Genomic DNA, 26,268 nt, shown 5'->3' with positions numbered 1-26,268 from the left:
AGGTTCTCTTCTTCAACGTTGTAGCTTATCATTAAACATATACGCCATTTTATTGTTAATCATAAGTGGATTCTTTTTTGATTACTTAGCAGGACGTCACAATGAGTTTTAGTGATCACTTAGATAACTTTATTAAGCAACGGGAACAATTTGGTCAACAGCCAAATAGAATGCAAAAACGCAATTCTTATGTTGTGGTTGATGCGACAGATCAAAGCAAAGCACGTGAAGCAATGGCAAAAGAGCAAGAGCATGCCACATTACGAGCAGAACAAGAAACGAAACAATATCATCAACGTATTCGTGGACGATGTGTACTTCCAAGTGAAGCACAAGCACAACAAGAGCGTCAAAATGATGCTCGCCCAGCAGACCCCGCTCGTATTGCGTACATTCAACAATTGAAAAAAGATTTAAAGTTAAAAAAATACCAAAATGAGTAACTTTTTGTAGAAGTAAATTTAGGTATTTTTTTCTTGAAAAGGATCTTTCTTCATCTCAACGCAATGGTAACGATAGTTTATTATCGTTACCATTAACTTTGCGCATTTTCTGTCCAACAAGATATATTTTCCCCTTCTTACTTAAAGATAAAAATACAGAATAGTTATATCATTCTCACACTATGAGATAAGGTTTCATAAGCAACAAGTTATCTTTATTTAATTATTTATCGAACTCTCTCTTAAAAATTAAAAAATAATCATCAACAAGACAGAAATCACTTTAAATTGATCGTCTACAATGACGAAAAAAGCCTTATTTTACTATTTTGAACAATGTTTCATAACTTTTTTATACTTTTTATCCTTTTTTTTTCAAGACCAAATAATGGCGCTTAAACTAACTACCCTTATTTCTCAAGTTATGAGAATTAAGGCTTTTTTTTAAATTACATTATCAATAACTAAATTTTCAATTTAACCTTTATATTACAGCCTTTAAATAAAAAGAATGCCGTACCCTATACTGAAAATATAATACTTATAAAATCTAACACTTTGATTCTGAAAAACTAACTACAGACCAAGAAACTAAAATCATCCACTTTAAAGAATTTATAACACCAATAAATAACAATACAAATTCAAAACCAATCCCTAACATTTAAAAACAAAAACATAACAATAAATCATATAAAAAAACGACTGCTTAATAATATATAAATAGCGAAGTACTCAAAACAGCCAACGCCTAACATAATACGCCTAGCCTGGCAATATGGTAAGAATGTCTTTTTGGCGTTAAAATTAGCACCAAAGAAGTAAAAAAGAAGATTTTAAATGACAACAACTATTCATGTTAATGAGCTCGAATCATTGCTCATCGCGATAATCGTGCTTTTTCTTGGCTACTTTATTAATACGAAAGTCAAGATTTTAAGAAAATACAATATTCCAGAGCCGATTGTCGGCGGACTTGTCATTGCCTTTATTATTACCTTTTTCCATTTTCAGGGTTTTGACATTAGTTTCAAATTAAGTATGCAAGATACGTTAATGCAAATGTTCTTTGCGACCGTGGGTCTTGCTGCTAGCTATAAATTATTAATGAAAGGCGGTTCGCGTGTATTCCTATTCTTAGGCGTCGCAACGATCTTTATCATTATTCAAGATGCTGTCGGCGTGGGAATGAGTAAAGCGTTAGGCTTAGATCCATTACTTGGTCTTATTGTTGGTTCAATCACTCTTTCAGGTGGTCACGGTACAGGTGCTGCTTGGTCACAAACTTTTGCTACCGACTATGGTTTAAACACATTAGAACTATCAATGGCAGCAGCAACGTTTGGTTTGATTATGGGTGGTATTATCGGTGGTCCCATTGCCCAGCGATTAATTAACAAACATAAGCTAAAATCAGATTTTGGTGAAAGCGGTAATCACCACATTGAACACCCTGATCTGATCACTTATAGCGACCATGAAGAAGATCGTATAACCTCTAAAAACACGATTGAAGTATTATTTATTTTATTAGTTTGTGTTGCTGGAGCTTCACACTTTAAAAACTTCATTGATGGGTTTGGTATTAGTGCGTTACGTATTCCTGAATTCGTGTATGCATTGTTTATTGGTGTGTTTATTACCAATATCTGTGAAGGAACTAAATGCTATAAAATTAACAAAGAAACTGTTGATGCCCTAGGTACAATAGCATTATCACTGTTCTTGGCAATGGCACTTATGAGCTTGCATCTATGGGAGTTGATGGATCTGGCAATGCCAATGTTAATAATTCTTGCCGTTCAGACTCTTGTATTAGGGTTATTTACCTATTTTGTTACTTTCCGTGTAATGGGCAGTAACTATGACGCCGCTATTATTGCCGGTGGTCATTGTGGTTTTGGCATGGGTGCAACACCAACAGCGGTAATGAATATGGGTTCATTAGTGTCACGAAATGGTCCATCACCACAAGCCTTTATGGTTGTGCCAATTGTTGGTGCTTTCTTTATTGATATTACTAACTTACTGGTTCTTCAAGGCTACATTAGTTTTCTAGGCCACTAAATAAAAGCATTGCCTTTTATTATCCGTTATTCAAAAGAGAAGATAGAATATATCTTCTCTTTTTTTATTTTTGATTTACCCCCTCTGCTTACCCAATCATTTTTTTAAGGTCTAGATTGCTGTTTTGTAACAAGGAATGTCTGACCAATATCTTATTTTTTTTATGTTGTTACACTCCGCTCTCTTTCTAAAGTTTGACTTTGGTTACTACACTAAATCATTCACTTATCGTTATGTATCTCTTTATTTAATAACGCTAAGAATCAATTAATTGAGTTTTCTATGAAAAAATTTGATCGAGCTATGCAGATCCTAGTAGCAGGTTTCTGTATCAACTTATGTATGGGTATCCTTTATGCTTGGAGTGTGTTTAAAAAAGCACTTGTTGTTGATTTAGGCTGGTCGAATGCTGATGCATCACTGCCTTACACCATTGCTATTATTACTTTTGCTTTATCGCTATTAGTTGCAGGTATTCTTCAAGACCGTATGGGACCACGTCGTGTACTGATTCTTGGTACAGTAATGGTTGGTTTAGGCATGATTGTCTCAAGCTTTGCAACCACACCAATGATGCTAGTACTTACATTTGGCGTTATGACTGGCAGCGGTATCGGTTTTGGTTACGCATGTTTAAGCCCATCAGCCATGAAATGGTTCCACCCATCGAAAAAAGGCTTAGTGAATGGTCTAATTGCTGCGGGTTTTGGACTTGCTGCGGTTTACTTAGCACCGCTAACATCAACACTTATTGCAGAATATGGTATTAATACTAGCTTCCTTATTTTAGGTATTGCGGTATTGGTAATCGCAGTACCACTTGCGTTTACGATTAACAATCCACCAGCAAATTATACGCCTGAAACACCTGCTGGTTACAAAGCAACATCCGCTAAACCCGTTGATATTAATTGGCGCGGAATGCTAAAAACACCACAATTTTACTCACTGTGGGTAATGTACGCATTTGCTTCAGCTGCTGGTTTGATGATCATTGGTAACATTACTTCTATAGCAGCGACACAAGCAAATATCACAGACGCTGCTTATCTTGTTGTTATCCTTGCTATCTTTAACTCTGGTGGCCGTGTCGCAGCAGGTATTCTGTCAGACAAAATTGGTGGCGTTAAAACATTAATGATCGCTTTTGTTATGCAAGGCATCAATATGGTAATGTTCGCTACATTTGACTCTGAGTTCACACTTATTATTGGAGCAGCAGTAGCTGGTGTTGGCTACGGCACCTTACTGGCAGTGTTCCCATCAATTATTGCTGATTTCTATGGTCTTAAAAACTACGGCGCTAACTATGGCGTACTTTACACTGCATGGGGTGTGAGTGGCTTTATCGGCCCTGTTGTTGCTGCATTTGCTGTCGATACCACGGGAACTTATACATTGGCTTACACTGTATGTTCAGTGATGATTGCCATTGCGGTTGTGTTGTCTGTTATTACTAAAAAAGTCGATACAGAGGCACTAGAGAAAAAACTCACAACAGCATAATCAGTCGTATGAATTACAGATAAAGCCCAGCACTATGTTGGGCTTTGTTATTTTTATTTCCAACCAATTATCTTCAAAACTAGCCCTTTGCCTATATTTTCCTATACTTGTAATTGTTATCAAATTGTTAACTCTGATTAATTCATTAAATTACTCACACTCTATTGCTTTGACTCTTGACCAGACAAGGAAGGTATTAATGGCTAAAAAAATAACAGGCGTATTAGCAGTACTTGCTGCATCTGCCACTTTATTTGCAGTGAATGTCAACGCTGCTGACAGTACTCTTAATAAGGTAAAAAAACAGGGTTATGTTCAATGTGGCGTCAGTGCTGGCTTACCTGGATTTTCAAACCCTAATGCTAAAGGTCAATGGGAAGGTCTTGATGTTGAATTCTGTCAAGCGATTGCCGCTGCAACCTTAGGCGATAAAACCAAGGTTAAATATATCCCTCTCACTGCAAAAGAACGCTTTACTGCCTTACAATCAGGTGAAATTGATGTTTTATCACGTAATACAACTTGGACACTACACCGTGATACCGCCCTTGGCCTTAACTTTACAGGTGTGAACTACTACGATGGCCAAGGTTTTATGGTTAAAGAAAATATGGGTATCAAAAGTGCTAAAGAGCTTGATGGAGCGGCCGTTTGTGTACAATCGGGTACAACAACCGAACTTAATTTAGCGGATTATTTTCGAGTTAATGGCATGAAATATAAACCTGTCGTCTTTGATACAGCACCTCAAACATCAAAAGGTTTTGACTCTGGTCGTTGTGATGTTCTCACCACCGATCAATCAGGTTTATATGCCCTACGTTTAAATCTTAAAGATCCAACCTCGGCCATTGTTCTACCTGAAATTATTTCAAAAGAACCATTGGGTCCCGTTGTTCGTCAAGGTGATGACCAATGGTTCAATATTGTACGTTGGACATTATTTACCATGATCAACGCCGAAGAATTTAATATAACATCAGCCAATATCGATCAACTTAAAAAAGAATCAAAAGATCCTAATATTCGTCGATTAATTGGTCTTGATGGACCAAAAGGCAAAGGGCTAGGATTAAATGATGATTGGGGCTTTCAAATCATCAAACAAGTCGGTAATTATGGTGAAAGCTTTCATCGTACTGTCGGTTTAGGCTCACCACTTAAAATTGAGCGTGGATTAAACGCACTATGGAATAACGGGGGTATTCAGTACGCTCCCCCGATTCGTTAATAACCCTATTAGTTTAGTTCGTATAAGAATAAAAAGGAAAGGGAGTCACTATGGCTCCCTCTATCCATATCAATGGATGTGAGGATGTTGCATGGTATTTCCCTCGAATACAGATAAACCACAAAGCCGATCTCGTACTAAAAATCTATTTTATAATCCCACCTTTCGCGCCATTATCTTTCAAATTATTGCGATAATTGCACTGGTTTTTTTCTTTTACAGTATCATCAATAATGCATTAACCAATCTTGAAACACGTGGAATTGCCACTGGTTTTGATTTTCTTGAGCAAGAAGCTGGATTTGGCATCGGACTAACGCTTATTGATTATGATGAAACCTTTAGTTATGGCCGCACATTTTTTGTTGGTTTACTCAACACGGCATTAATTGCAGTGCTGGGCATTATGCTAGCAACAGTGTTGGGATTTATCATCGGTATCGCACGTTTATCGCCTAATTGGCTGGTTAGCCGTTTTGCCGCTTTTTATATTGAGATTTTTCGCAATATTCCATTATTGCTGCAAATTTTCTTTTGGTACTTTGCTGTATTGCAAGTTTTACCCTCTCCCAGACAAAGTATTCAATTTGGCGAAAGCATTTTTCTTAACGTACGTGGTTTATCAATACCAAGTCCAATTTTTGAACAAGGCTCAGGTCTCATCTTTATTGCTTTGATCATCGCTTGCTTTATTGCAATAAGTTACCGATATTACGCCAACAAAAAACAGCAACAAACAGGACAGCAATCCCCTGTTTTTATTATTAATCTCGCGGTTATCGTCTTCTTACCGTTATTAGCCTTCTTTATTAGTGGTAAACCCATCAGTATTGATTATCCATCACTAACAGGATTCAATTTTAGTGGTGGAATTACGGTACTGCCTGAACTGGCTGCATTACTATTAGCTCTGAGTATTTATACCGCTGCTTTTATTGCTGAAATTGTACGTTCAGGAATTAACGCCGTTAGTCATGGTCAAACAGAAGCTGCTGAAGCATTAGGATTAACTCGAAATAAAACCCTTCGTTTAATTGTCATTCCACAAGCGATGCGGATCATTATTCCTCCCCTTACCAGCCAATATTTAAACCTAACCAAGAACTCCTCGTTGGCAATGGCTATTGGTTATCCTGATTTAGTGTCTGTCTTTGCTGGCACCACTTTAAATCAAACCGGACAAGCTATTGAAATTATTGCTATGACAATGGCGGTTTATTTAAGCCTAAGTTTAATTACATCGCTGCTAATGAATATCTATAACAAAAAAATGGCACTGGTTGAGAGGTAATTATGAATAAACATCAATTTCTACCCGATTTACCCCCACCAGCAAATACGGTTGGTGTAATTGGATGGCTACGGCAACATCTATTCTCTTCGGTTTTCAATACAATTATTACGCTGCTTTTAGGCTATTTTGCTCTCATCGGTCTCTGGCGGATCATTGACTGGGCATTTATTAATGCTAATTGGCAAGGAGACACTCGGGATGCATGTACGCTAACAGGTGCGTGTTGGACTTTTATTAAAGTACGTTTTGATCAATTTATGTTCGGCTTCTATCCCAGTGCCGAATTATGGCGACCAACATTGTTTTATGCCACATTGGCTATTTTCATTACCTTATTAGCCTATGAAAAAACGCCTCATCGTGGTTGGATTTGGCTATTTTTCGTGAATATCTATCCCTTTTTTGCCGGCTTTCTTTTATACGGCGGTGTTGCTGGCCTCCCCATTGTTGAAACCCATTTATGGGGTGGATTACTCATTACTCTGATCATTGCCATTGTCGGCATTGTCGTTTCATTACCCATCGGTATTGTATTAGCGCTTGGACGACGTTCAGAGATGCCAATCATTCGTAGTATTTGTACTGTTTATATTGAAATTTGGCGCGGCGTACCATTAATTACCGTTTTATTTATGGCATCAGTAATGTTACCGCTATTTTTAAGTTCTGAGTTAGAAACGAATAAACTGATCAGAGCTTTAATTGGCGTCGTGTTATTTAGTGCTGCTTATATGGCAGAAGTTATTCGAGGTGGCTTACAAGCAATACCTAAAGGTCAATATGAAGCTGCAGATGCTTTAGGGCTAAGTTACTGGCGAAAGACATCTCTTATTGTGTTACCTCAAGCTCTAAAAATCACTATTCCTTCGATTGTAAATACCTTTATTGGGTTATTTAAAGACACTAGTTTAGTACTTATTATTGGTATGTTTGATGTTTTAGGCATTGGACAAGCAGCCAATAGTGATCCTGAATGGTTAGGTTTTGCTACTGAAAGCTACGTTTTTGTCGCTTTCGTCTTCTGGATTTTTTGTTTTAGTATGTCTAGATACAGTATCTACCTAGAAAAAAAATTACATACTGGTCATCAACATTAGCAAGGATTGCATCATGAAAAAGACGAACAACACCCTCGATAATCCAGCTAATACTCAATGGGTCATCGAATTAGCAGACGTGAATAAATGGTATGGTCAATTTCATGTACTTAAAAATATTAATTTAAAAGTACGTAAAGGTGAGAAAATTGTTATTTGTGGGCCTTCGGGATCAGGAAAATCAACCATGATCCGCTGTATTAATTATTTAGAAGAGCATCAGCAAGGAAAAATTTCTGTTGCAGGGCAAGATATTACCGGTGATTTAAAAAACATTGAGCTCGTACGTAAAGAAGTCGGGATGTGTTTTCAACATTTCAACCTATTCCCTCACCTCACAGTGCTAGAAAACTGCACCTTAGCGCCAATTTGGGTTAAGAAAATGCCAAAAAAAGAAGCGAATGCGCTCGCTATGCAATATTTAGAGCGAGTTAAAATTCCAGATCAAGCTCATAAATATCCAGGTCAGCTCTCAGGTGGACAACAACAACGTGTTGCCATCGCCCGTTCACTATGCATGAATCCACAGGTAATGTTATTTGATGAACCAACATCAGCCCTCGATCCTGAAATGGTACGAGAAGTATTAGATGTAATGGTTGAACTTGCCAATGAAGGAATGACCATGTTATGTGTAACGCATGAGATGGGGTTTGCCCGCCAAGTAGCAGATCGAGTAATATTCATGGATCAAGGAGAAATCATTGAAGAAAATAACCCACAAGACTTTTTTGATCATCCTAAATCAGATCGAACCCAACTCTTTTTACAGCAAATATTGCACTAATGGCTGAAACTGCCACCATTAAAGTAACCTTATCGATGTAACACTTAGTTACAACTTAACGATAAATGAAAATTAATGAACAAAGTATTTTAATGTTCAAGCACTTATAATATGCTTGATAGCAGACAAATCAATATAAAGCTTGAGGTTACGCTTGCAATTCATATTGTTTAGCCTCATATATAGCTTTAATAGAATTAACATAACTACCCTAAGGGGAACACTTATGAACGAACGTATGGTCAATCGTGACAATGGTTACGAAGGCGTGCTGTCAACCAATAAGGTTTTACGTAACACTTATTTCTTACTATCGCTGACATTGTTGTTCTCTGCTGTTGTAGCTGGCATAGCAATGGTTATGAATGTTCCACCTGTTCATTGGATCATTCTCCTTGTTGGTTTCTACGGCTTAATTTTCTTAACAGAACGTAACCGGGATAGCAGCCTTGGTCTAGTCTTTGTATTCGCATTAACAGGCTTTATGGGCTATACCCTTGGCCCAATATTAAATATGTATGTTGGCGCAGGTATGGGTCATGTTGTTATGACGGCACTTGGCGGCACGGCACTAACATTCTTTGCTTGTTCTGCTTACGCATTAACAACAAAGCGCGACTTATCATTCCTTAACGGTATGCTAATGGCTGGCTTTATCGCTATTATTGTCGCTGTTGTTGCAAACATCTTCTTGAAGATGCCAATGCTATCATTAGCAATTAGCGGTATGTTTGTCTTGTTCTCATCTGCAGCTATTCTATTGACTACACAGTCAATTGTGCGTGGTGGCGAAACAAACTATATCTCAGCAACGGTTACATTATACGTCTCTATCTATAACCTGTTCTTAAGCTTGCTTCAGATTCTGGGTGTAGTAAATAGCAGCGATAATTAATTAAAGTTGTTACCTCATGTAATATGTTTATATGAGGAATAGCAAACTAAAAAAGCCTGCCTTGATGCAGGCTTTTTGTTTTTTACTTGCAGGTAGACAAGCGAATCACTATTCTTGCTGCGTTAGCAATAAAGAGGTCTATTATGCTTGAATTTAACGGCGTACAAATCGATACAGATGCCCAAGGTTATCTTAAAAATGTGGAGGATTGGTCGGAAGATTTAGTTCCATTACTTGCCACTGAAGAAGCAATTGAATTATCTGAAGCACATTGGGAAGTGATTCGTTTTGTGCGTGATTTTTATCTTGAATTTAATACTTCCCCAGCCGTTCGTATGCTTGTAAAAGCCATGGCAAAGCAATATGGTGAAGAAAAAGGTAACTCTCGTTATCTGTATCGTTTATTTCCTAAAGGCCCAGCAAAGCAAGCAACTAAACTGGCGGGATTACCTAAACCGGTGAAGTGTATTTAGGATATAACGTTGAAAACCAAACATAATTACAACGACTTACTTTTATGTTTGGTTTTCTTTTGTTATATAAACTTAATTCATTTTAAACCCATCATGATGTTGCCAAGCTAATGTCTGAGTTGTAAGCCCCTCAACAGTTGCCATTTTAGGACCATGTTGTAACCATTCAATAAGTTTATCAATGTTCTCTGGCTCACCACAGGCAACAACTTCAACACTACCATCAGCGAGATTTTTTGCATACCCTGTTAAATCAAGCACTAAACCTTGATGGGCAGTATGAAATCGAAAACCAACCCCTTGCACATGACCCGTTACTCGTGTTTTTACACAACATCGCGCCATAGTGACCTCTCTTATTTTATATGACTCACTTCATTATTTTAGCCAAATAATGGTAATAGACTGATCGTTACACCACAAAATCTATTTATATTTTTACGAAGTACTGTCGTTTATTTAATACGCAATAGTGGTTTTATATGGCGACTTAGACGTTTTCATTTGATTTTACGTAGCCAGCACAACATAATATGCCCCCACTCGAATTCCATACTGGGCATGTCATGACTGCTTCTATTTATTTGGTAAAAGGCCGTGAAAAATCACTACGCCGTCGCCACCCTTGGGTTTTTTCTCGCGGTATTGATCGCATTGAAGGAAAACCAGAATTAGGCGAAACCGTTGATGTTTACGATAACAAAGGCGAATGGCTAGCACGTGGTGCGTATTCTCCGCAGTCACAAATTCGCGTTCGCGTATGGACATTCAACAAAAATGAAGCCATTGATGTTAATTTCTTTGTTAACCGTTTAAATACCGCACAAAGTCTACGTGATATTCTAGCTGCTCGCGATGGCCTTACAGGCTACCGCTTAATTGCAGCTGAATCTGATGGCCTTCCAGGTATCACTATCGATCGTTACCAAGATTACTTAGTCTGCCAACTATTAAGTGCAGGTGCTGAAGCACAGCGTGACGTACTTATTGAAGCATTACGACAGTGCTACCCTAGCTGCAATATTTACGAACGTTCAGACGTATCTGTTCGTAAAAAAGAAGGCTTAAAACAGCGTACTGGTGTTCTACACGGTGAAGAGCCGCCTAAGTTTGTTACTATCGAAGAAAATGGCGTTAAAATTAACGTTGATATCGTTGGTGGTCACAAAACAGGTTTTTACCTTGACCAACGTGATAGCCGCGAAGCATCAGTTAAATATGTTAATGGTAAACGTGTCCTAAACTGCTTCTGCTACACAGGTGGTTTTGGTTTATATGCGCTAAAAGGCGGCGCAAGTGAAGTTGTTAACGTTGATGTCTCTCAACCAGCACTCGATACTGCGCAACTTAACGCAGAAATAAATGGCTACCCAGTTGAAAATGCACAGTTTGTAAATGCTGATGTATTTAAATTACTACGCGAATACCGTGAGCGTGGTGAGTTATTTGATGTTGTAATTATGGACCCACCTAAATTTGCTGAATCTAAATCTCAGCTAGTGGGTGCTTGTCGTGGTTACAAAGATATCAATATGCTCGCAATGCAGATCCTAAAACCAGGTGGCATGTTATTAACATACTCTTGCTCAGGTTTAATGGACAATGGTCTATTCCAAAAAATCATTGCCGATGCAGCACTTGATGCACATCGTGACGTGCAATTTATTGAGCGTTTCAGCCAAGCGGCTGATCACCCTCTAGACAGTGCTTACCCTGAAGGTTTCTACCTAAAAGGTTTTGCTTGTTACGTAAAGTAACGGGGCATTAAACTAAACTATACATAAAGCCCAGTCTGCGCTGGGTTTTTTTATACCAAAAAATAGTTATTGCTATTAATTTCGATAGTTATTTGTCAATGCAGTAATTATCAGAATACAATAGCAGCACTATACCTAATACACATTATTAATCCTACGCACTCAAAAGGAATCGACATGAAACTACGTACAGCCCTGCTCTCTTTAGCGGCGTGTAGCATTAGCTTCTCATCATTTGCTGATGTCACACTTAACCTCCCACAATCTGCTGAACTGGTTCTCGTTAATGGTGCTAATGCGGAAGGTAATGCACCTCAAATATTAAAGAACGGTAACAACCAAATCGCTTTCCGTTATAATAAAAACTATCGTGAGAATGGGGATAGTCACTTATTTCGCTCTGAAGTTGTTATCATGACATTCTCAGGTAATGATGCGACATATACACTACAACTACCAAGTATTTCAAGTGGTTACCAAGCTCAAAAATTCAATAATCACCCTGAAATGTCTTTATTGTCTGCAAATGGCAGTGAAGTACCGTTTAAAGAGGATTTATTAATTAAAGAAGGTATTCAAATTGGCCGTAATTTCCAACAAGAAATGGCGCAGTACAATTTAAGTCAAGCACCAGCAGCATTACCATCAATTGTTATGGTCAATGAAATTCAACCAGTACAGCTACCTGCAAGCTCAACCCCAAAAGGTAAGAAAATAGATCAAGCTTACGTTGCTAAGATGTTGAATTATTGGTATAGCAAGGCAAATACAACGACGCAGCAAGATTTCAAAGCTAATATTAATAAATAATACAATTCTATTTAATAATCAATTTTGTATCACTAAATATTGATTCTTCTTCTCTTCCCTTATTCTTCATATTTACCATCAAAAATAAGGGAAGTGAACATTATTACTTATTATCAAAAAAAACAGATGCTCTTTTTTCTTTTATTCACTACCACACAGATAATCATGATATTGTCAGTATTAACGGACGACTCAATACAGTGCGCTTAATTCAATAAATAAATAAATATTTACATAACCACAACATTTCTCTGCGACTTCACATCAACATCCAAACATTCCTTCGTACAAATCACTAAACTGTACATATAGTTTTTTTATGGCACACAAAAAGTAAATAAGCACAGATTTATTACTGGTGTTATTTCAATAATCAAACTAAAGGATCACATATGAATCACGGGAAACATGGAATAGCGAAAAAAGGAATTTTTACGCTTAGTACCCTTAGCCTCTCATGCTTATTAGCATTTAATGCGCAAGCTGCTATTGATTGTACTAATATTAGTGAGTGGGAAAGTAATAAAGTTTATACTGGTGGTGATAAAGTACAGCAAAATAATACCGCTTATAAAGCCAATTATTGGACACAAAATAATAGCCCGGCAACACATAGTAGCCAATACAGTAATTGGTTAGAGCTTGATATTTGTCTTGGTACAACCCCTCCTGAACCACCTCCTTCTGATAATATTATTCCAACGGCGACTATCACCTCCCCAACATCAATATCCAATATTACTGCTGGCGATAACATTACTATCAGTGCTAATGCCGTAGATAGTGATGGCACGATAACTAACGTTGAATTCAGTGTTGACGGTAAAATTATTGGCACTGATACTCAAGCACCATACAGCTTAGCTTGGCAAGCAATCGCTGGCGAGCATACATTAGCCGTTATTGCTTATGACGATGACAATGCAGTTAGTAATAAGGCAACTGTTACGATTACGGTTACAGATAGCGGTTCAGTAAACCAAGCTCCAATCATTAATATTACTACCTCTACAACAACAGTTGAGTTGGGTGATGTAGTTACTATCATAGCTGATGCCAAAGACAGTGATGGTCAGATTGATAAAGTCGATTTCTTTGCTAATGGTACATTAGTCGGTACTACAGCCACAGCCCCTTACAGTTTTGCATATACCACAACTCAAGCGGGTACTACCCGCCTTTACGCTCGCGCAACTGATGATCTAGGAAAAACAACCGACTCTGCTGTCACAGCAATTACAGTCAATGGTGGTGATATAGCAAAAGACTGCCGCCCTGATGGTCTCTACCAAACAGAAGGCATTAATGTTCCCTACTGCACAATTTACGATCAAGATGGTCGTGAAAAAATGGGCGCTGATCATCCTCGTCGTGTTATCGGATACTTTACTAGTTGGCGAGCAGGAGATGATCCTCAAAGTAACTATCTTGTAAACGATATTCCATGGGAACAATTAACTCATATCAACTACGCTTTTGTTAGTATTGGTACTGACGGTAATGTCAATATTGGGGATATTAACGATCCTAATAACCCAGCGGTAGGTCAACAATGGCCAGGTGTTGAGGTTGATCCTGCTTTAGGCTTTAAAGGTCATTTTGGTGCCTTAGCAACAGCCAAAGAAAAATACGATGTTAAAACATTAATTTCAATTGGTGGTTGGGCTGAAACCGGCGGCCACTTCGATACTGAAGGCAACCGTGTCGCGGATGGTGGCTTCTATACCATGACCACAAATGCCGATGGCAGTATTAATCATGCCGCAATTGAGAAATTCGCAAAATCTGCTGTCGACATGATGAAGAAATACAAGTTTGACGGATTGGATATTGACTATGAATACCCGACATCAATGGCAGGTGCAGGTAATCCAGATGATAAAGCCTTTTCTGAATCACGTCGTCCATACCTTATGCGTTCTTATCATGAGCTAATGCGTGTATTGCGTGCGAAAATCGATGCAGCAAGCGCCGCTGACGGCGTACATTATATGCTAACCATCGCAGCGCCATCATCTGCGTATCTATTACGTGGTATGGAAACGATGGAAATAACCAAATATCTCGATTATGTCAATATTATGTCTTATGACCTCCATGGTGCATGGAATGATCACGTTGGTCATAACGCTGCACTGTATGACACAGGTAAAGATTCTGAGCTCGCAGCATGGGATGTCTATGGTACAGAAGCCTATGGTGGCATTGGATATCTAAATACTGACTGGGCTTACCACTATTTCCGTGGTTCTATGCCTGCGGGTCGAATCAATATTGGTGTACCTTATTATACGCGTGGCTGGCAAGGAGTAACTGGGGGTAATAATGGTTTATGGGGTAAAGCTGCCCTACCTAACCAATCAGAATGTGCTCCGGGTACAGGTGAAGGTGAGAAAAATAACTGTGGTAATGGTGCTGTCGGTATCGATAACATGTGGCATGACAAAAACGCGGCAGGCCAAGAAATGGGCGCAGGCTCAAACCCAATGTGGCATGCAATGAATTTAGCAAATGGTATCTATGGTTCGTATACTGCAGCCTATGGTCTTGATCCAGTTAATGATCCACAAGACAAATTAGTGGGAAGCTACCAACGTCACTTTGATAATATCGCGGTTTCACCTTGGTTATGGAATGCTGATAAAAAGGTATTCTTATCAACGGAAGATAAAGAATCTATCAATGTTAAAGCTGACTACATCATAGATAAAGAAATTGGCGGTATCATGTTCTGGGAGTTAGCAGGTGATTACAACTGTTATCAGTTTGATGCTAACGGTGATCGTGCGGGTATTGATGTATCAGAACAATCCTGTCAAACAGGCCAAGGTGAATACCATATGGGTAACACCATGACCAAAGCCATTTACGATAAATTTAAATCAGCAGCACCTTACGGTAATACAATTGCTGTCACGGCAATTCCAACAGAAGCTGTGGATATCAGTGTAGCAATATCTGGCTTTAAGGTTGGTGACCAAAATTACCCAATTAATCCAAAAATCACATTCACTAACAATACTGGCGTCGATATTCCAGGAGGCACTGAATTCCAGTTTGATATACCAGTATCAGCGCCTGACAATGCGAAAGATCAATCAGGTGGTGGTTTGAAGGTCATTTCATCAGGACATAGCCGTAGTGATAATATTGGTGGTTTAGATGGTGTAATGCACCGTGTCGCTTTCTCACTCCCTGCATGGAAAGCCCTTCCTGCTGGTGGCGCATACGAACTGGACATGGTGTACTATTTACCAATTACAGGCCCAGCAAACTATGCCATTACTGTGAATGGTAAAGAGTATGCATTTAAATTTGAACAACCAAACTTACCACTAGGTGATTTAAATAGTGGTGGCGGTGATGGCGGCGGCAACAATGGTGATTGTATAGCTGATGGTATTAATACTTACCCCAATTGGCCACAAGCTGATTGGCAAGGCAATCCTAGTCATGCAGGATCTGGCGATCAACTCATTTATAACAATGTAATCTACAAAGCGAACTGGTATACCACTTCAATTCCAGGTAGTGATGGTAGTTGGAGTAAAATTTGTAATATTTAATAAATAAAATAGCACCGATATGATAAATCATATCGGTGCTGTCATTTATATTGAACAATATGAATACTCATTATTTATTTTTCTTCATCTTATATTCATGTTTATTTATTCCTGTTTTTTGATCTTCTTAAAACTTTCTTTAAATACATCATTAATATTATTATTTTAAATATCTTCTAAATATTTAAAATTCACAACGCGAATCACAAATAAAACTTTAAAATACTTTTAAAACAATGAATTAACCAAAACCACACCCATACTAAATAAGCTTTTTTTAGCTTCGCATTAATCAAACCTGCTTTAGTTAATTAAATGATGTTCATATTAATAAGCTATTGTTATCCATGATTAAATTAATTTTCAATTCAACAACTATCTTATTTTAAAACTATTTAACCCTTACAACTATATTATTTAAATATTCTTTTTTTTTCCTTATTTATGATAAAGTACCCCCTCGCTTAATTGCTAACCAACTTTGCAACCTGTTTAAGAATAGAACGGATTAAATGAAAAAAGTTATTTACCTATTTCTATTAATGGTATGTCTTTTACCGTTAAATGCGTCTGCACATGTTCTCAATACTGAACGTAAAAATGCAGATATTGTCGCAGATTATGTCTATCAAAAAGCTGATTTAAAAGGGAAAATTGATTACAGCGTATTTAAAAAAGCCTTTATTGCTTATAATAAAACTCGTGGAAAAAAGAAATCTCTATTAACGATTATTGATTACAGCAAACCATCTACAGAAAAAAGATTTTATGTTATTGATCTAAAATCAAATAAATTACTTTACCGTACTTATGTATCACATGGTGAAAATAGTGGTCGCCTAATGGCTGATGCTTTTTCTAACCGTGTTAATTCACATAAGACATCATTAGGTACGTTTTTAACCGAAGGTACATACAATGGTGGTAATGGCTATTCATTAAAATTAAATGGATTAACACGCGGTGAAAATGATAACGCTTTAAAACGCTTTATTGTTATTCATGGCGCGAAGTATGTTTCTGAATCATTTATAAAACGTAATGGTTATCTTGGTCGCAGTTGGGGCTGCCCTGCTATACCAACTTATTTAACTAAAAAAATTATTGATACCATTAAAGGCGGCAGCGTTATTTTTGCTTACGCTAAGTAACTACTCTCTTTTAATAAAAAGCTTTTAGTTTTTCACTAAAAGCTTTTTTTATATCTAAGATTTCATCGCATTAATATTCTATATTTAATTGTATGCTCATTTATATGAGTGAACAGAAGATCTAACAAAAAGGCAAGTTATGAAAAAAGCGTTAGTTATTATAGATTTAATCAATGATATTATTGATATAAAAGGGAAAATACCAAGCTGTGCTGAACAAGTCAGTACCCACCATATAATCCATAATGCCAATATCGCGATTCAATGGGCAAAAGAAAATAATATACCGTGTATTTTTGTTAAAGTTGGCTTTCAATCTAGCTATCTTGAGTTGCCTCATCAATCACCAATGTTTGGAAAGGCACAACAATACCGAGCTTTAGAGTTAGGTCAATGGGGTACTGAATTTCATCCCGATCTAATGGTAAATAAAGACGATATGGTAATCACAAAACCACGCGTAAACCCTTTCTATAATACGGCACTCGATAGTGTATTACGCGCTAATGCGATCACTGATGTTTACTTTTGTGGGGTCAGTACTTGTTGGGCAATTCAATCTGCTGTTAGAGATGCTCATGATCGTGATTACTGCGTCCATATCATCAGTGATGCATGTACATCAGCAACAGAACAAGAACATCAACGTTCTTTGGCAATGTTATCTAGAATCGCAACCTTACATCAAGCAAAAACACTTGATACATAAGGATAACCTAACGCTTGAGCCACACTATAGTTAGTGACTTGACCTTGATAAATATTTAAACCATTTAACAAATGTTTATTCGTCGTTAGTGCCGTTTTATAGCCCAAATCAGCAAGCTGAAGAATATAAGGTAAAGTTGCATTATTAAGCGCAAATGTTGATGTTCTCGCAACGGCTCCTGGCATATTAGCGACGCAATAATGCACAACATCATCAACAATATAAGTTGGATTATCATGGGTGGTTGGATGTGATGTTTCAATACAACCACCTTGATCTATTGCAACATCAACAATCGCAGCACCAGCTTTCATGCGTCGAATCATATCCTTTGTAACTAGTTTTGGCGCTTGTGCACCAGCAACTAACACACACCCAATCACAAGATCAGCAGCAAGAACATATTTTTCAATCGCTTCATTGGTTGAATAAATGCAAGTTACAGCGCCTGAAAATAAACGATCAAGACTGCGTAATACCTCTAAATCTCTATCAATAATAACTACATTCGCGCGTAAACCGACTGCCATCTGAGCAGCATTCCGACCGACAACACCGCCACCAATAATGACGACATTTGCGGGAGCAACACCAGGGACTCCAGCTACTAAAACGCCGCTCCCCCCTCGTGATTTTTCAAGTGCAAAAGCACCAGCTTGTAATGACATTCTTCCCGCGACTTCAGACATTGGAGCCAATAATGGTAATTGTCCCTCGTTATTCGTTACGGTTTCATAAGCGATACATATTGCTTCACTATTAATTAAATCTTCTGTCTGTTCTCTATCTGGTGCTAAATGAAGATAAGTAAATAATAGTTGTCCTTTGCGTAACAACATACGCTCTGACGGTTGTGGTTCTTTTACTTTGACGATCATATCTGCCAATTCAAACACTGCTTGTGCTGAGTTTACAATTTGTGCTCCAACTGCAATATAATCATCATCACTACAACCTATACCTGCGCCAGCAAGTGTTTCAACATAAACAATATGGCCATGCAATACAGCTTCTTTTACTGAAGCTGGCACCATGCCAACACGATACTCATGAATTTTGATCTCTTTAGGAATACCAATTTTCATCATTGTATCCTTATCTATTAGCACTAGTCATATATATACAGTAGTTAACAATAATAGATATTTCTTACTATTTTTTAATTATATATCAATAGTACCCACTGATTATCAGTAGATATATAAAATAATAATTCACAAAAAATAGACATAAAAAAACCGCGATAAAGATCACGGCTTTAATCATTACAGATATAAATTAGATATCATCTTCCCAAGGCATATCAGGTAAAGCAACAAGATTTTCACGGTAACGTTTTAAATCAAACTTACCATCATTTTTCATTACATCAAAAACTTCAATCGATAATGCACAAGCAATCATCTGCACAGCTTCATCACGTGCTGTACCTGTCATCATTAAGCGCATTAATGTTTCTTTTACCACTAATGGATTACCATCAGCTAGCTGATTTTCAACCGTTTCAACTAGCATATCACCTGTCATGATTTCTTCGTTTTCCATCATAAACCCATCTAAGTTATTTCAATTGTGCATAATTTAACATAGCGTATTCTTAGTACAAAATAATTGCTTACTTCACGCCGCAGCTAACGACAATTTATCTTTAAATAGTGCATCTAATAATGGTTTTGCCTCAACCATTGACGTAAATGAATGATCAGCATTAGTTGTTGTTAATGAAGGATGGGCATTAATCAATAAGCAACAGATATCAGCATTTTTTGCAGATTGTAAACCTGTACGACTGTCTTCTATGGCAACGACTTGCTCCGGCTTCACGTTCATCACTTGGCAAGCCTGTAAATATACATCAGGAGACGGTTTATTATTTTCAACTTCATAGCCACTAAATACCTGATCAAATAAATCTAACCAACCATGTAATTTTAAAACACCTTCAACATAATCACGTGGTGCTCCTGTCACAACAGCCATTGGTACTTTTCCTGAAAAAGCTTGAAGCACAGCATCAACACCGGGCAATGCAGGGATCCCCAGCTGACGAATTTTAGTATCGGTCAATGCTTCCATTTCAGTTGTAATAGTTACTATATCTACATTAAGTTGATAACTATCAATAAAATGTTTCGCTATTTTAGGCCATGTGACTCCAGCGTAATATTCAATAAAATCTTCAGCTGTTAACGTGACACCATATGTTGCTAAATAGGTACTCCAATTGTTAGCATGAAACGTTTCAGAATCCACTAGCGTACCATCGAAATCAAAAAAGAGAGTTTGCATTACTTACCAAATAATAATTTTTCTAAATAAAGAGTTGTACTTATAGCACTCTCATTTTATGAATAACAGTATACTGTTAAGTATGATTGTACTTTTACCTTAATATCAATCACTAACATCATGATTACGCGTTTTAAGTATTGCAATAGCCTCATCAATAGGTACTGCAGGACTATAATAAAAACCTTGAATATAATGACAATACATCGTTGAAAGAATATCTAATTGTGCTTGTGTTTCCACTCCTTCAGCGACAACTTTTATGTCCAATTTTCGGCTCAAATCAATAACTAATGAAACCAACATCTGACTTTCTTTGCTGTGCTCAATATCGACAATAAAGCTACGATCAATTTTAATAATATCAGGTTTAATATCCATAATGGCAGCTAATGACGAATAACCTGTACCAAAATCATCTAATGAAATTGCGATACCTCGCGACCTAAATGCCGATAGAATATCAATAATATTTTTACCATCATCAAGGGCAGTTGACTCCGTAATTTCAATCATTATGGCACTATAAGGCAAATTATAGTTATTGATCGTATCAAAGATATATTCTTGATTATGCTGTGAAAATTCTTTTACTGAATGATTAATCGAAAATACAACATCCGTAAAACCGCAATGATGAATACGATCTAAATCGGCACATGCCTTTTCAAATATTTGTTGACCCAAAGCACCAATTAAACCATAGCGTTCAGCAATGGGAATAAAAATACCAGGAGAGATGAACCCCTCTTCATCATCATACCAGCGTGCTAATGCTTCAAATTTACAGACACTCCCCGTTTTATTATCAACAATCGGCTGATAATGCACTATTATTTTTTGAGCGTTGATTGCCTGTTTTAATTTATCCCGTAATTTTAATTTACGAATATATTCATGCTGTAATTGTTTATCATAAACACAAACGCCATTACGCCCTAACCACTTCTGTTCATACATGGCATAGTCAGCATTTTTTAGTAAAGCTTGATGCGTAGTACCACTTTCGGGATATGATGATATACCAATACTGATAGTTAAATTTATATCAATTTCATTACATTTAATCGGTTGTGAAATAATTTTTATTAATTTATTTGCAATATTTTGAGCATAATTAACATCTTGATCTTTAATTAAAACTGCATATTCATCACCGCCATAACGGCAAATAATACTATGTTCACAAACTGTTGCTCTAAGAATGTCAGCCACTTTTTGTAAAATTTTATCACCAAAATCATGCCCATAAAGATCATTAAAAATCTTAAAATCATCAAGATCTATAAATAGCAATGAACACACTGATGCGAATGATTCATCTTCTGATACATCATTAATTTGAGTAATGTATTTTTCTACTTTTCCAATAAAGTGAAAACGATTCATTAGTCCAGTCAAAGTATCATTATTTGCTAATAATTTTAATTTTTGTTCTGTTTGCTTTCGAGAGCTAATGTCATGAAAAACACCCACATAATTAATAACATTATGATCATCTTGAATTTTATTAATGGTCATTTCTTCCGGATAGACAAGACCATCACTTCGGCGATTTCTTAATTGACCTTGCCATGATCCCGTTGTTTCAAGGCTATGCCACATTTGTTTATAAAACTCGGTACTATGATAACCTGATGCTAATATGCGTGGATTTTTACCTATAATATCAGCGTGACAATAACCTGTTACTTTTTCAAAGGATTTATTAACTGAAATAATATTATTATCTTTATCCGTTATTACAATACATTCAGATGTATTATCAAAAACTGTTTTTGCCAGCGAGAGTTGCTGCCCAGCTAATACTGTGTCTGTAATATCTATTAATATACCAACAATGCGGTTGTAATCATTATTGCTACAAGATTCAATAATATTACCTTTACAATTAAACCAACGACATACTTTATCATTACTTTCTGATTGTAATCTAAATTCGATATCAATTAATGTTGTATCGCCATTTTGCAGTTTTGAAAAACATTTAATAACAGCCAGTCGGTCATTTTTATGGATCATCATAATCAAATCATAAATATTGTTAATATTCATTTCCTGGATACCTAAAATATTCCAAAACTTAGGAGAGGCTAACAATATTTTTGTTTCTAAATTATATTCCCATATTCCTTCAGTAACTGCATTATATGTAACTGTTAATTGATCTGAGGCTTGCTCTAATTTACTTGAAAGGTAATAAAATTCAGTAATGTCTTGTACTATTCCTTTGATTAAAGTCGCAATGCCATTAATATCACGCAGTATATGACAATGCTCACGTAAATACTTATTTTTACCTTCGGCTAAAACAATACGATAGATAACATTGTAACTCACACTATTGCTATCTAACATATCCTGTCTTAATTCGATAACACGTTGACGATCATCTGGGTGAATGTATCGATTTGTGGTGGTTTTATTCGGTTTAAAGCTCGTTGCATCACATTGGAATATTCGATAAATTTCTTTACTCCAATAAGCACTACCTGTTGCCATATCTACTTGAAAACTACCAAGTAGCGCCTCTTGCTGACATTCTTCCATTTCACAAAGTAGTTTTTTCTGCTCTGATAACAATGCTAAATATTGCACATCAGAACCTAAAATATCGCCAAGAACTTGACACCATTCGCCATACTGTTCGTCAGAAAAAAAATAACTATCCTCAAATAAACACCCAATAACGCCAACAACCTTTCCATGTCGAGAAAATATAGGTAACCCTAAATAGTGTTGAAAGGAATAAGGCGATATTATCTGATTAAATGGGTATATTTCCGATATATTATGCGATGAAATATAAGGTTTTCGAGATAATATCATATTTTCACAAAATGTATTATCTATAAAATAAGTAAATACTGTATTAGAAAAACTCCCATCAATACAATAGGCTAAAGATGTTGCTTTATGATTTTTTTGATCAAAATAAGCAATATAACAATGTGTAGGCTTAAAAGTTTCATAAACTGCATGAAGCACTTCTTGTATAAACTCGCCACCATAACTATTTCGTTTTAAAGCCTTTAATGTTGTAACCATAAGTAATTAGTAGCCTAAACAGTATTTTAAAAATAATTATCTTTTATACTATAGATAATAGTATTTCTAATATACCGCATGTTTTAATCTAATTAAAGAATGTCAGTATTAATAATATTATTTATTTAATGTCTTTCAGATGAATATCACTTTAACACTAAAAAGTTGAAATCATCTTAAATAAGCATTAGATTTTTGTTGTTGCGAGGCAGCCATAATGATAGGAGTGTAGTTAGCATAATAAAAATAAATGCAATCCATAAGCACATAGGTAAACCATACAATTGGTATACTATACCAGAAAGTAATGTACCGATTAAACGTCCCATCGCATTAGCCATATAATAAAAACCAACGTCTAAACTGACACCATCATCTTTAGCATAACTGACAATTAAATAAGAATGTAATGAAGAGTTAACAGCAAAAACTGCTCCAAAAATCATGAGTCCAACAACAATAGTTAATTGTGGATACCAATTAAATTGTAATGTAACTGCAATTATTCCGGTAACAACAGCAAGTATCATTGCCCACATGAATGCTATACGCCCATCAGGAACGATTCCAGTAACTTTACCCGTAAGTCGAGGTGCCAGACTTTGTACGATCCCATACCCTATCACCCAAATAGCAAGAAAACTCCCAACGCGTAGATGATCCCAACCAAAAACTTGTCCTAAATATAACGGTAATGCAATAACAAACCAGATATCCCGAGCACCAAATAAAAACATTCTGGCAGCTGACAATATATTGATACTACGACTTTTTGAAAAAATTTGACTAAATTTAATTTTATTTTTAGCTTTACCTAAATCTTTATCCAGCCATAACAAACTACATATAAACACAGTTGCTAATACACACGCCATAGCGATAACAGCACCTTGAAAACCAATCAATGCCAACAATGCACCACCTAAGAAAAAGCCAACACCTTTAAGGGCATTTTTTGAACCCGTCAATAATGCAATCCATTTATACAACGCACCTTGTTGATTATTAGGAACTAATGTTTTTATCGCACTTTTGGCACTCATTTTATTAAGATCTTTCGCAATACCTGATAATGCTTGTGCAAACATTACCCATATAACAGTTAAGTTTGCTGATGGGACTGCCAACATTAGCAACGCAATAACTTGCATAAAAAGTCCAATATTCATGGTACGATTTAGACCTAATTGCGCACCAAGCCAACCACCAATGAGATTAGTTACCACACCAAAAAATTCATAAAACAAAAATAATGAAGCGATCTCTAATGGGCTATAACCTAACTGATGAAAATGTAATACCACCAACATCCGCAATGCGCCGTCAGTTAAAGTAAAATTCCAATAATTAAATGTCACCAATGCATATTGGCGTACATCATTAGGTAATTGGCTCAGCTTTGCTAACATAAATACTCACTTATCATTTCAATACTATTTGTACTTAATAACTAACAACCTACTTTACGCATTAATTCTGCAGTCCTTGTTGCATAGCCCATTTCATTGTCATACCACGCATAAATTTTAACCATTCGTTGATTAACAACCATAGTCGATAACGCATCGATAATCGTTGATCGTTGATCGCCTCGATAATCAATTGATACTAAAGGACGAGTTTCAAAACCTAAAATACCATTCAGTTCTGTTTCTGATGCTGTTTGCAATAGTTGGTTAACTTCATCAATCGAAGTATCACGTTCAACATCAAAAATAATATCAGTCAGTGATGCATTTGCGAGAGGTACACGCACTGCATGACCATCAATTTTTCCAGCTAACTCAGGGAAAATTTCTACAATTGCAGTTGCTGAACCAGTTGTTGTTGGAATTAAACTCATGCCACATGCACGCGCACGGCGCAGATCTTTATGTGGCGCATCTAAAATAGTTTGAGTATTGGTTAAATTATGGATAGTGGTAAACGATGCTTGCTTAATACCAAGTTGTTCGTGGATCACTTTAACAATAGGAGCAATGCAGTTAGTGGTACAAGATGCTGCTGTAACTATATGGTGTTTTTCTGCATCAAATAAATGGTCGTTAACCCCAACCACAATATTTAAGACCCCTTCTTCTTTAACTGGCGCAGAAACCACAACGCGTTTTACGCCTTGCTGCAAATATTGATTAAGATATTGAGTATCACGATGGACACCTGTTGCCTCTAATACAACATCACACCCCGACCAATCAACATCAGCAATCTGCTGTTGCTGACAATAACGAATCGCTTGGCCATTAATGATCATTTGACCATCATCTGTAGTCACGGCATGTTCCCAGCGCCCTTGAATCGAATCAAATTCAAGTAAATGAGATAACGTTTTAACATCACCTGCAACATCGTTAATTAATACGAACTCAATCTCAGGCCAATCAAATGCGGCACGTAATGCTAAACGACCAATACGTCCAAATCCATTGATCCCTACTTTAATTGTCATGATACTTCCTCTGCTTGCTAATAATATATGAATAATCGTATATATGGAAAATCGAATATATCAGTCACTACAAACAAAATAAACCTTTTTATAATAAATTCGTTTAACTGCCTGCAAAAGCAAAAAACCCCGCATCAGCGAGGTTTAGTAATAGCCTAATATTAATAGAATTTAGTGTTTAGCGTCACTATTCCATCGTTTAATATAATCAATATGTGCTTGACGAGTAAAAGCGGATGGTCGTTGAGCTTGAATAGCGGCGATTGTGGTATCAAAAGGCATACCACGGGCAAGTAAAAGACGAGCAGCAACCACTCCCGTACGCCCTGAGCCGCCCTTACAGTGAACCACTACAAATCCACCATTATTAAGTGCTATTTGTGCTGCATCATTCGCAGCTTGCCATTTAGATTCAAATTCAGCCGTTGGTGCACAATCATCTTCAATTGGTACATGAAACCACTGTAAACCCAATAAGTTACATGCTTCTGCTAATAATTCAATATCTTGTTCAGGTAAATCATTATGTTCTAACGCTGTTAATACTACCGTTGCTCCTGCCGCTTTTAATTGACGTAAACTCGTTACTATATCAACCTCTTTTGTTCCGGGACACGGTGTTAATAATAACCCTCCCTTAGTTGAGGCAGTTTCATCTAATGGTAATATCCAAACTGGGTGCAGATTGTCCATAAA

Annotated in this window: 22 protein-coding genes; 14 read left to right on the top strand and 8 right to left on the bottom strand. The window is 36.7% G+C overall.

Annotated elements, in window-relative coordinates; translation table 11 throughout:
- Positions 1-101 precede the first annotated feature (101 nt).
- The 9 genes from OC457_RS05995 to tusE all read left to right on the top strand — a co-directional run bounded on the left by OC457_RS05995 (position 102) and on the right by tusE (position 9,793).
- Positions 102-443: a hypothetical protein gene (locus OC457_RS05995; protein ID WP_080174841.1), complete on the top strand. Its 342-nt coding sequence runs from the start codon at positions 102-104 to the stop codon at positions 441-443.
- 840 nt (positions 444-1,283) lie between these two features.
- On the top strand, positions 1,284-2,510 hold the full coding sequence (gene gltS, locus OC457_RS05990) for a sodium/glutamate symporter (RefSeq protein WP_080174840.1): 1,227 nt from the start codon (positions 1,284-1,286) through the stop codon (positions 2,508-2,510).
- 282 nt (positions 2,511-2,792) lie between these two features.
- The gene (locus tag OC457_RS05985) at positions 2,793-4,016 is read left to right on the top strand and encodes an L-lactate MFS transporter (RefSeq protein WP_080174839.1); all 1,224 of its coding nucleotides are present in this window, start codon (positions 2,793-2,795) and stop codon (positions 4,014-4,016) included.
- A gap of 199 nt (positions 4,017-4,215) precedes the next feature.
- Complete coding sequence (locus OC457_RS05980) at positions 4,216-5,247, top strand: amino acid ABC transporter substrate-binding protein (RefSeq protein WP_080174838.1); 1,032 nt, start codon at positions 4,216-4,218, stop codon at positions 5,245-5,247.
- Between the two features lie 91 nt (positions 5,248-5,338).
- Positions 5,339-6,538, top strand: a complete 1,200-nt coding sequence (locus tag OC457_RS05975; protein ID WP_080174837.1) for an amino acid ABC transporter permease — start codon at positions 5,339-5,341, stop codon at positions 6,536-6,538.
- 2 nt (positions 6,539-6,540) lie between these two features.
- Complete coding sequence (locus tag OC457_RS05970; protein ID WP_080174836.1) at positions 6,541-7,638, top strand: amino acid ABC transporter permease; 1,098 nt, start codon at positions 6,541-6,543, stop codon at positions 7,636-7,638.
- 13 nt (positions 7,639-7,651) lie between these two features.
- Positions 7,652-8,425, top strand: coding sequence for an amino acid ABC transporter ATP-binding protein (locus OC457_RS05965; protein WP_080174835.1), 774 nt, complete (start codon positions 7,652-7,654; stop codon positions 8,423-8,425).
- A gap of 226 nt (positions 8,426-8,651) precedes the next feature.
- Positions 8,652-9,320 (top strand): Bax inhibitor-1/YccA family protein, encoded by a 669-nt coding sequence (locus OC457_RS05960; RefSeq protein WP_080157707.1) that lies wholly within the window; start codon positions 8,652-8,654, stop codon positions 9,318-9,320.
- 143 nt (positions 9,321-9,463) lie between these two features.
- On the top strand, positions 9,464-9,793 hold the full coding sequence (gene tusE / locus OC457_RS05955) for a sulfurtransferase TusE (RefSeq protein ID WP_080174834.1): 330 nt from the start codon (positions 9,464-9,466) through the stop codon (positions 9,791-9,793).
- A 72-nt stretch (positions 9,794-9,865) separates the two neighbouring features.
- Here the strand turns inward: tusE and yccX are convergent, their stop codons facing one another.
- Positions 9,866-10,138 carry an acylphosphatase gene (yccX, locus tag OC457_RS05950; protein ID WP_080174833.1) on the bottom strand — a complete coding sequence of 91 codons (273 nt, stop codon included), beginning with the start codon at positions 10,136-10,138 and terminating at the stop codon, positions 9,866-9,868.
- Between the two features lie 221 nt (positions 10,139-10,359).
- Here yccX and OC457_RS05945 point away from each other — a divergent pair, with 221 nt between their 5' ends.
- The 5 genes from OC457_RS05945 (at position 10,360) to OC457_RS05925 (ending at position 17,786) form a co-directional block, all read left to right on the top strand.
- Positions 10,360-11,550, top strand: coding sequence for a class I SAM-dependent methyltransferase (locus OC457_RS05945; RefSeq protein WP_080174832.1), 1,191 nt, complete (start codon positions 10,360-10,362; stop codon positions 11,548-11,550).
- Between the two features lie 177 nt (positions 11,551-11,727).
- A complete protein-coding gene (locus OC457_RS05940) occupies positions 11,728-12,360 on the top strand; it encodes a YccT family protein (protein WP_080174831.1) in 633 nt (210 codons plus the stop codon).
- Positions 12,361-12,752: 392 nt separating this feature from the next.
- A complete protein-coding gene (locus tag OC457_RS05935; RefSeq protein WP_080174830.1) occupies positions 12,753-15,926 on the top strand; it encodes a chitinase C-terminal domain-containing protein in 3,174 nt (1,057 codons plus the stop codon).
- Positions 15,927-16,438: 512 nt separating this feature from the next.
- A complete protein-coding gene (locus OC457_RS05930; protein ID WP_080174829.1) occupies positions 16,439-17,077 on the top strand; it encodes a murein L,D-transpeptidase catalytic domain family protein in 639 nt (212 codons plus the stop codon).
- A gap of 139 nt (positions 17,078-17,216) precedes the next feature.
- On the top strand, positions 17,217-17,786 hold the full coding sequence (locus OC457_RS05925; RefSeq protein WP_080174828.1) for a cysteine hydrolase family protein: 570 nt from the start codon (positions 17,217-17,219) through the stop codon (positions 17,784-17,786).
- On the opposite strand, the gene ald is transcribed toward OC457_RS05925, so the two are convergent.
- The 7 genes from ald to OC457_RS05890 form a co-directional block, all read right to left on the bottom strand.
- Positions 17,762-18,871: an alanine dehydrogenase gene (ald, locus tag OC457_RS05920; protein WP_080174827.1), complete on the bottom strand. Its 1,110-nt coding sequence runs from the start codon at positions 18,869-18,871 to the stop codon at positions 17,762-17,764. The genes OC457_RS05925 and ald overlap by 25 nt on opposite strands.
- A gap of 193 nt (positions 18,872-19,064) precedes the next feature.
- Positions 19,065-19,331 carry a hypothetical protein gene (locus OC457_RS05915; protein WP_036794193.1) on the bottom strand — a complete coding sequence of 89 codons (267 nt, stop codon included), beginning with the start codon at positions 19,329-19,331 and terminating at the stop codon, positions 19,065-19,067.
- 75 nt (positions 19,332-19,406) lie between these two features.
- Complete coding sequence (locus OC457_RS05910; RefSeq protein ID WP_080174826.1) at positions 19,407-20,075, bottom strand: HAD family hydrolase; 669 nt, start codon at positions 20,073-20,075, stop codon at positions 19,407-19,409.
- Positions 20,076-20,180: 105 nt separating this feature from the next.
- Positions 20,181-23,123: a bifunctional diguanylate cyclase/phosphodiesterase gene (locus tag OC457_RS05905; RefSeq protein ID WP_080174825.1), complete on the bottom strand. Its 2,943-nt coding sequence runs from the start codon at positions 23,121-23,123 to the stop codon at positions 20,181-20,183.
- 176 nt (positions 23,124-23,299) lie between these two features.
- Positions 23,300-24,532 carry an organoarsenical effux MFS transporter ArsJ gene (gene arsJ, locus OC457_RS05900; RefSeq protein ID WP_080174824.1) on the bottom strand — a complete coding sequence of 411 codons (1,233 nt, stop codon included), beginning with the start codon at positions 24,530-24,532 and terminating at the stop codon, positions 23,300-23,302.
- Positions 24,533-24,573: 41 nt separating this feature from the next.
- Positions 24,574-25,572 (bottom strand): ArsJ-associated glyceraldehyde-3-phosphate dehydrogenase, encoded by a 999-nt coding sequence (locus tag OC457_RS05895; protein WP_080174823.1) that lies wholly within the window; start codon positions 25,570-25,572, stop codon positions 24,574-24,576.
- A 171-nt stretch (positions 25,573-25,743) separates the two neighbouring features.
- The gene (locus tag OC457_RS05890; protein ID WP_080174822.1) at positions 25,744-26,265 is read right to left on the bottom strand and encodes a phosphatase domain-containing putative toxin; all 522 of its coding nucleotides are present in this window, start codon (positions 26,263-26,265) and stop codon (positions 25,744-25,746) included.
- Positions 26,266-26,268 lie beyond the last annotated feature (3 nt).

The organism is Photobacterium toruni, from assembly GCF_024529955.1.
Classification (GTDB): domain Bacteria; phylum Pseudomonadota; class Gammaproteobacteria; order Enterobacterales; family Vibrionaceae; genus Photobacterium; species Photobacterium toruni.
The sequence above is the reverse complement of the archived record's forward strand: the minus strand, read 5'-3'. Positions and strand labels throughout refer to the sequence as shown.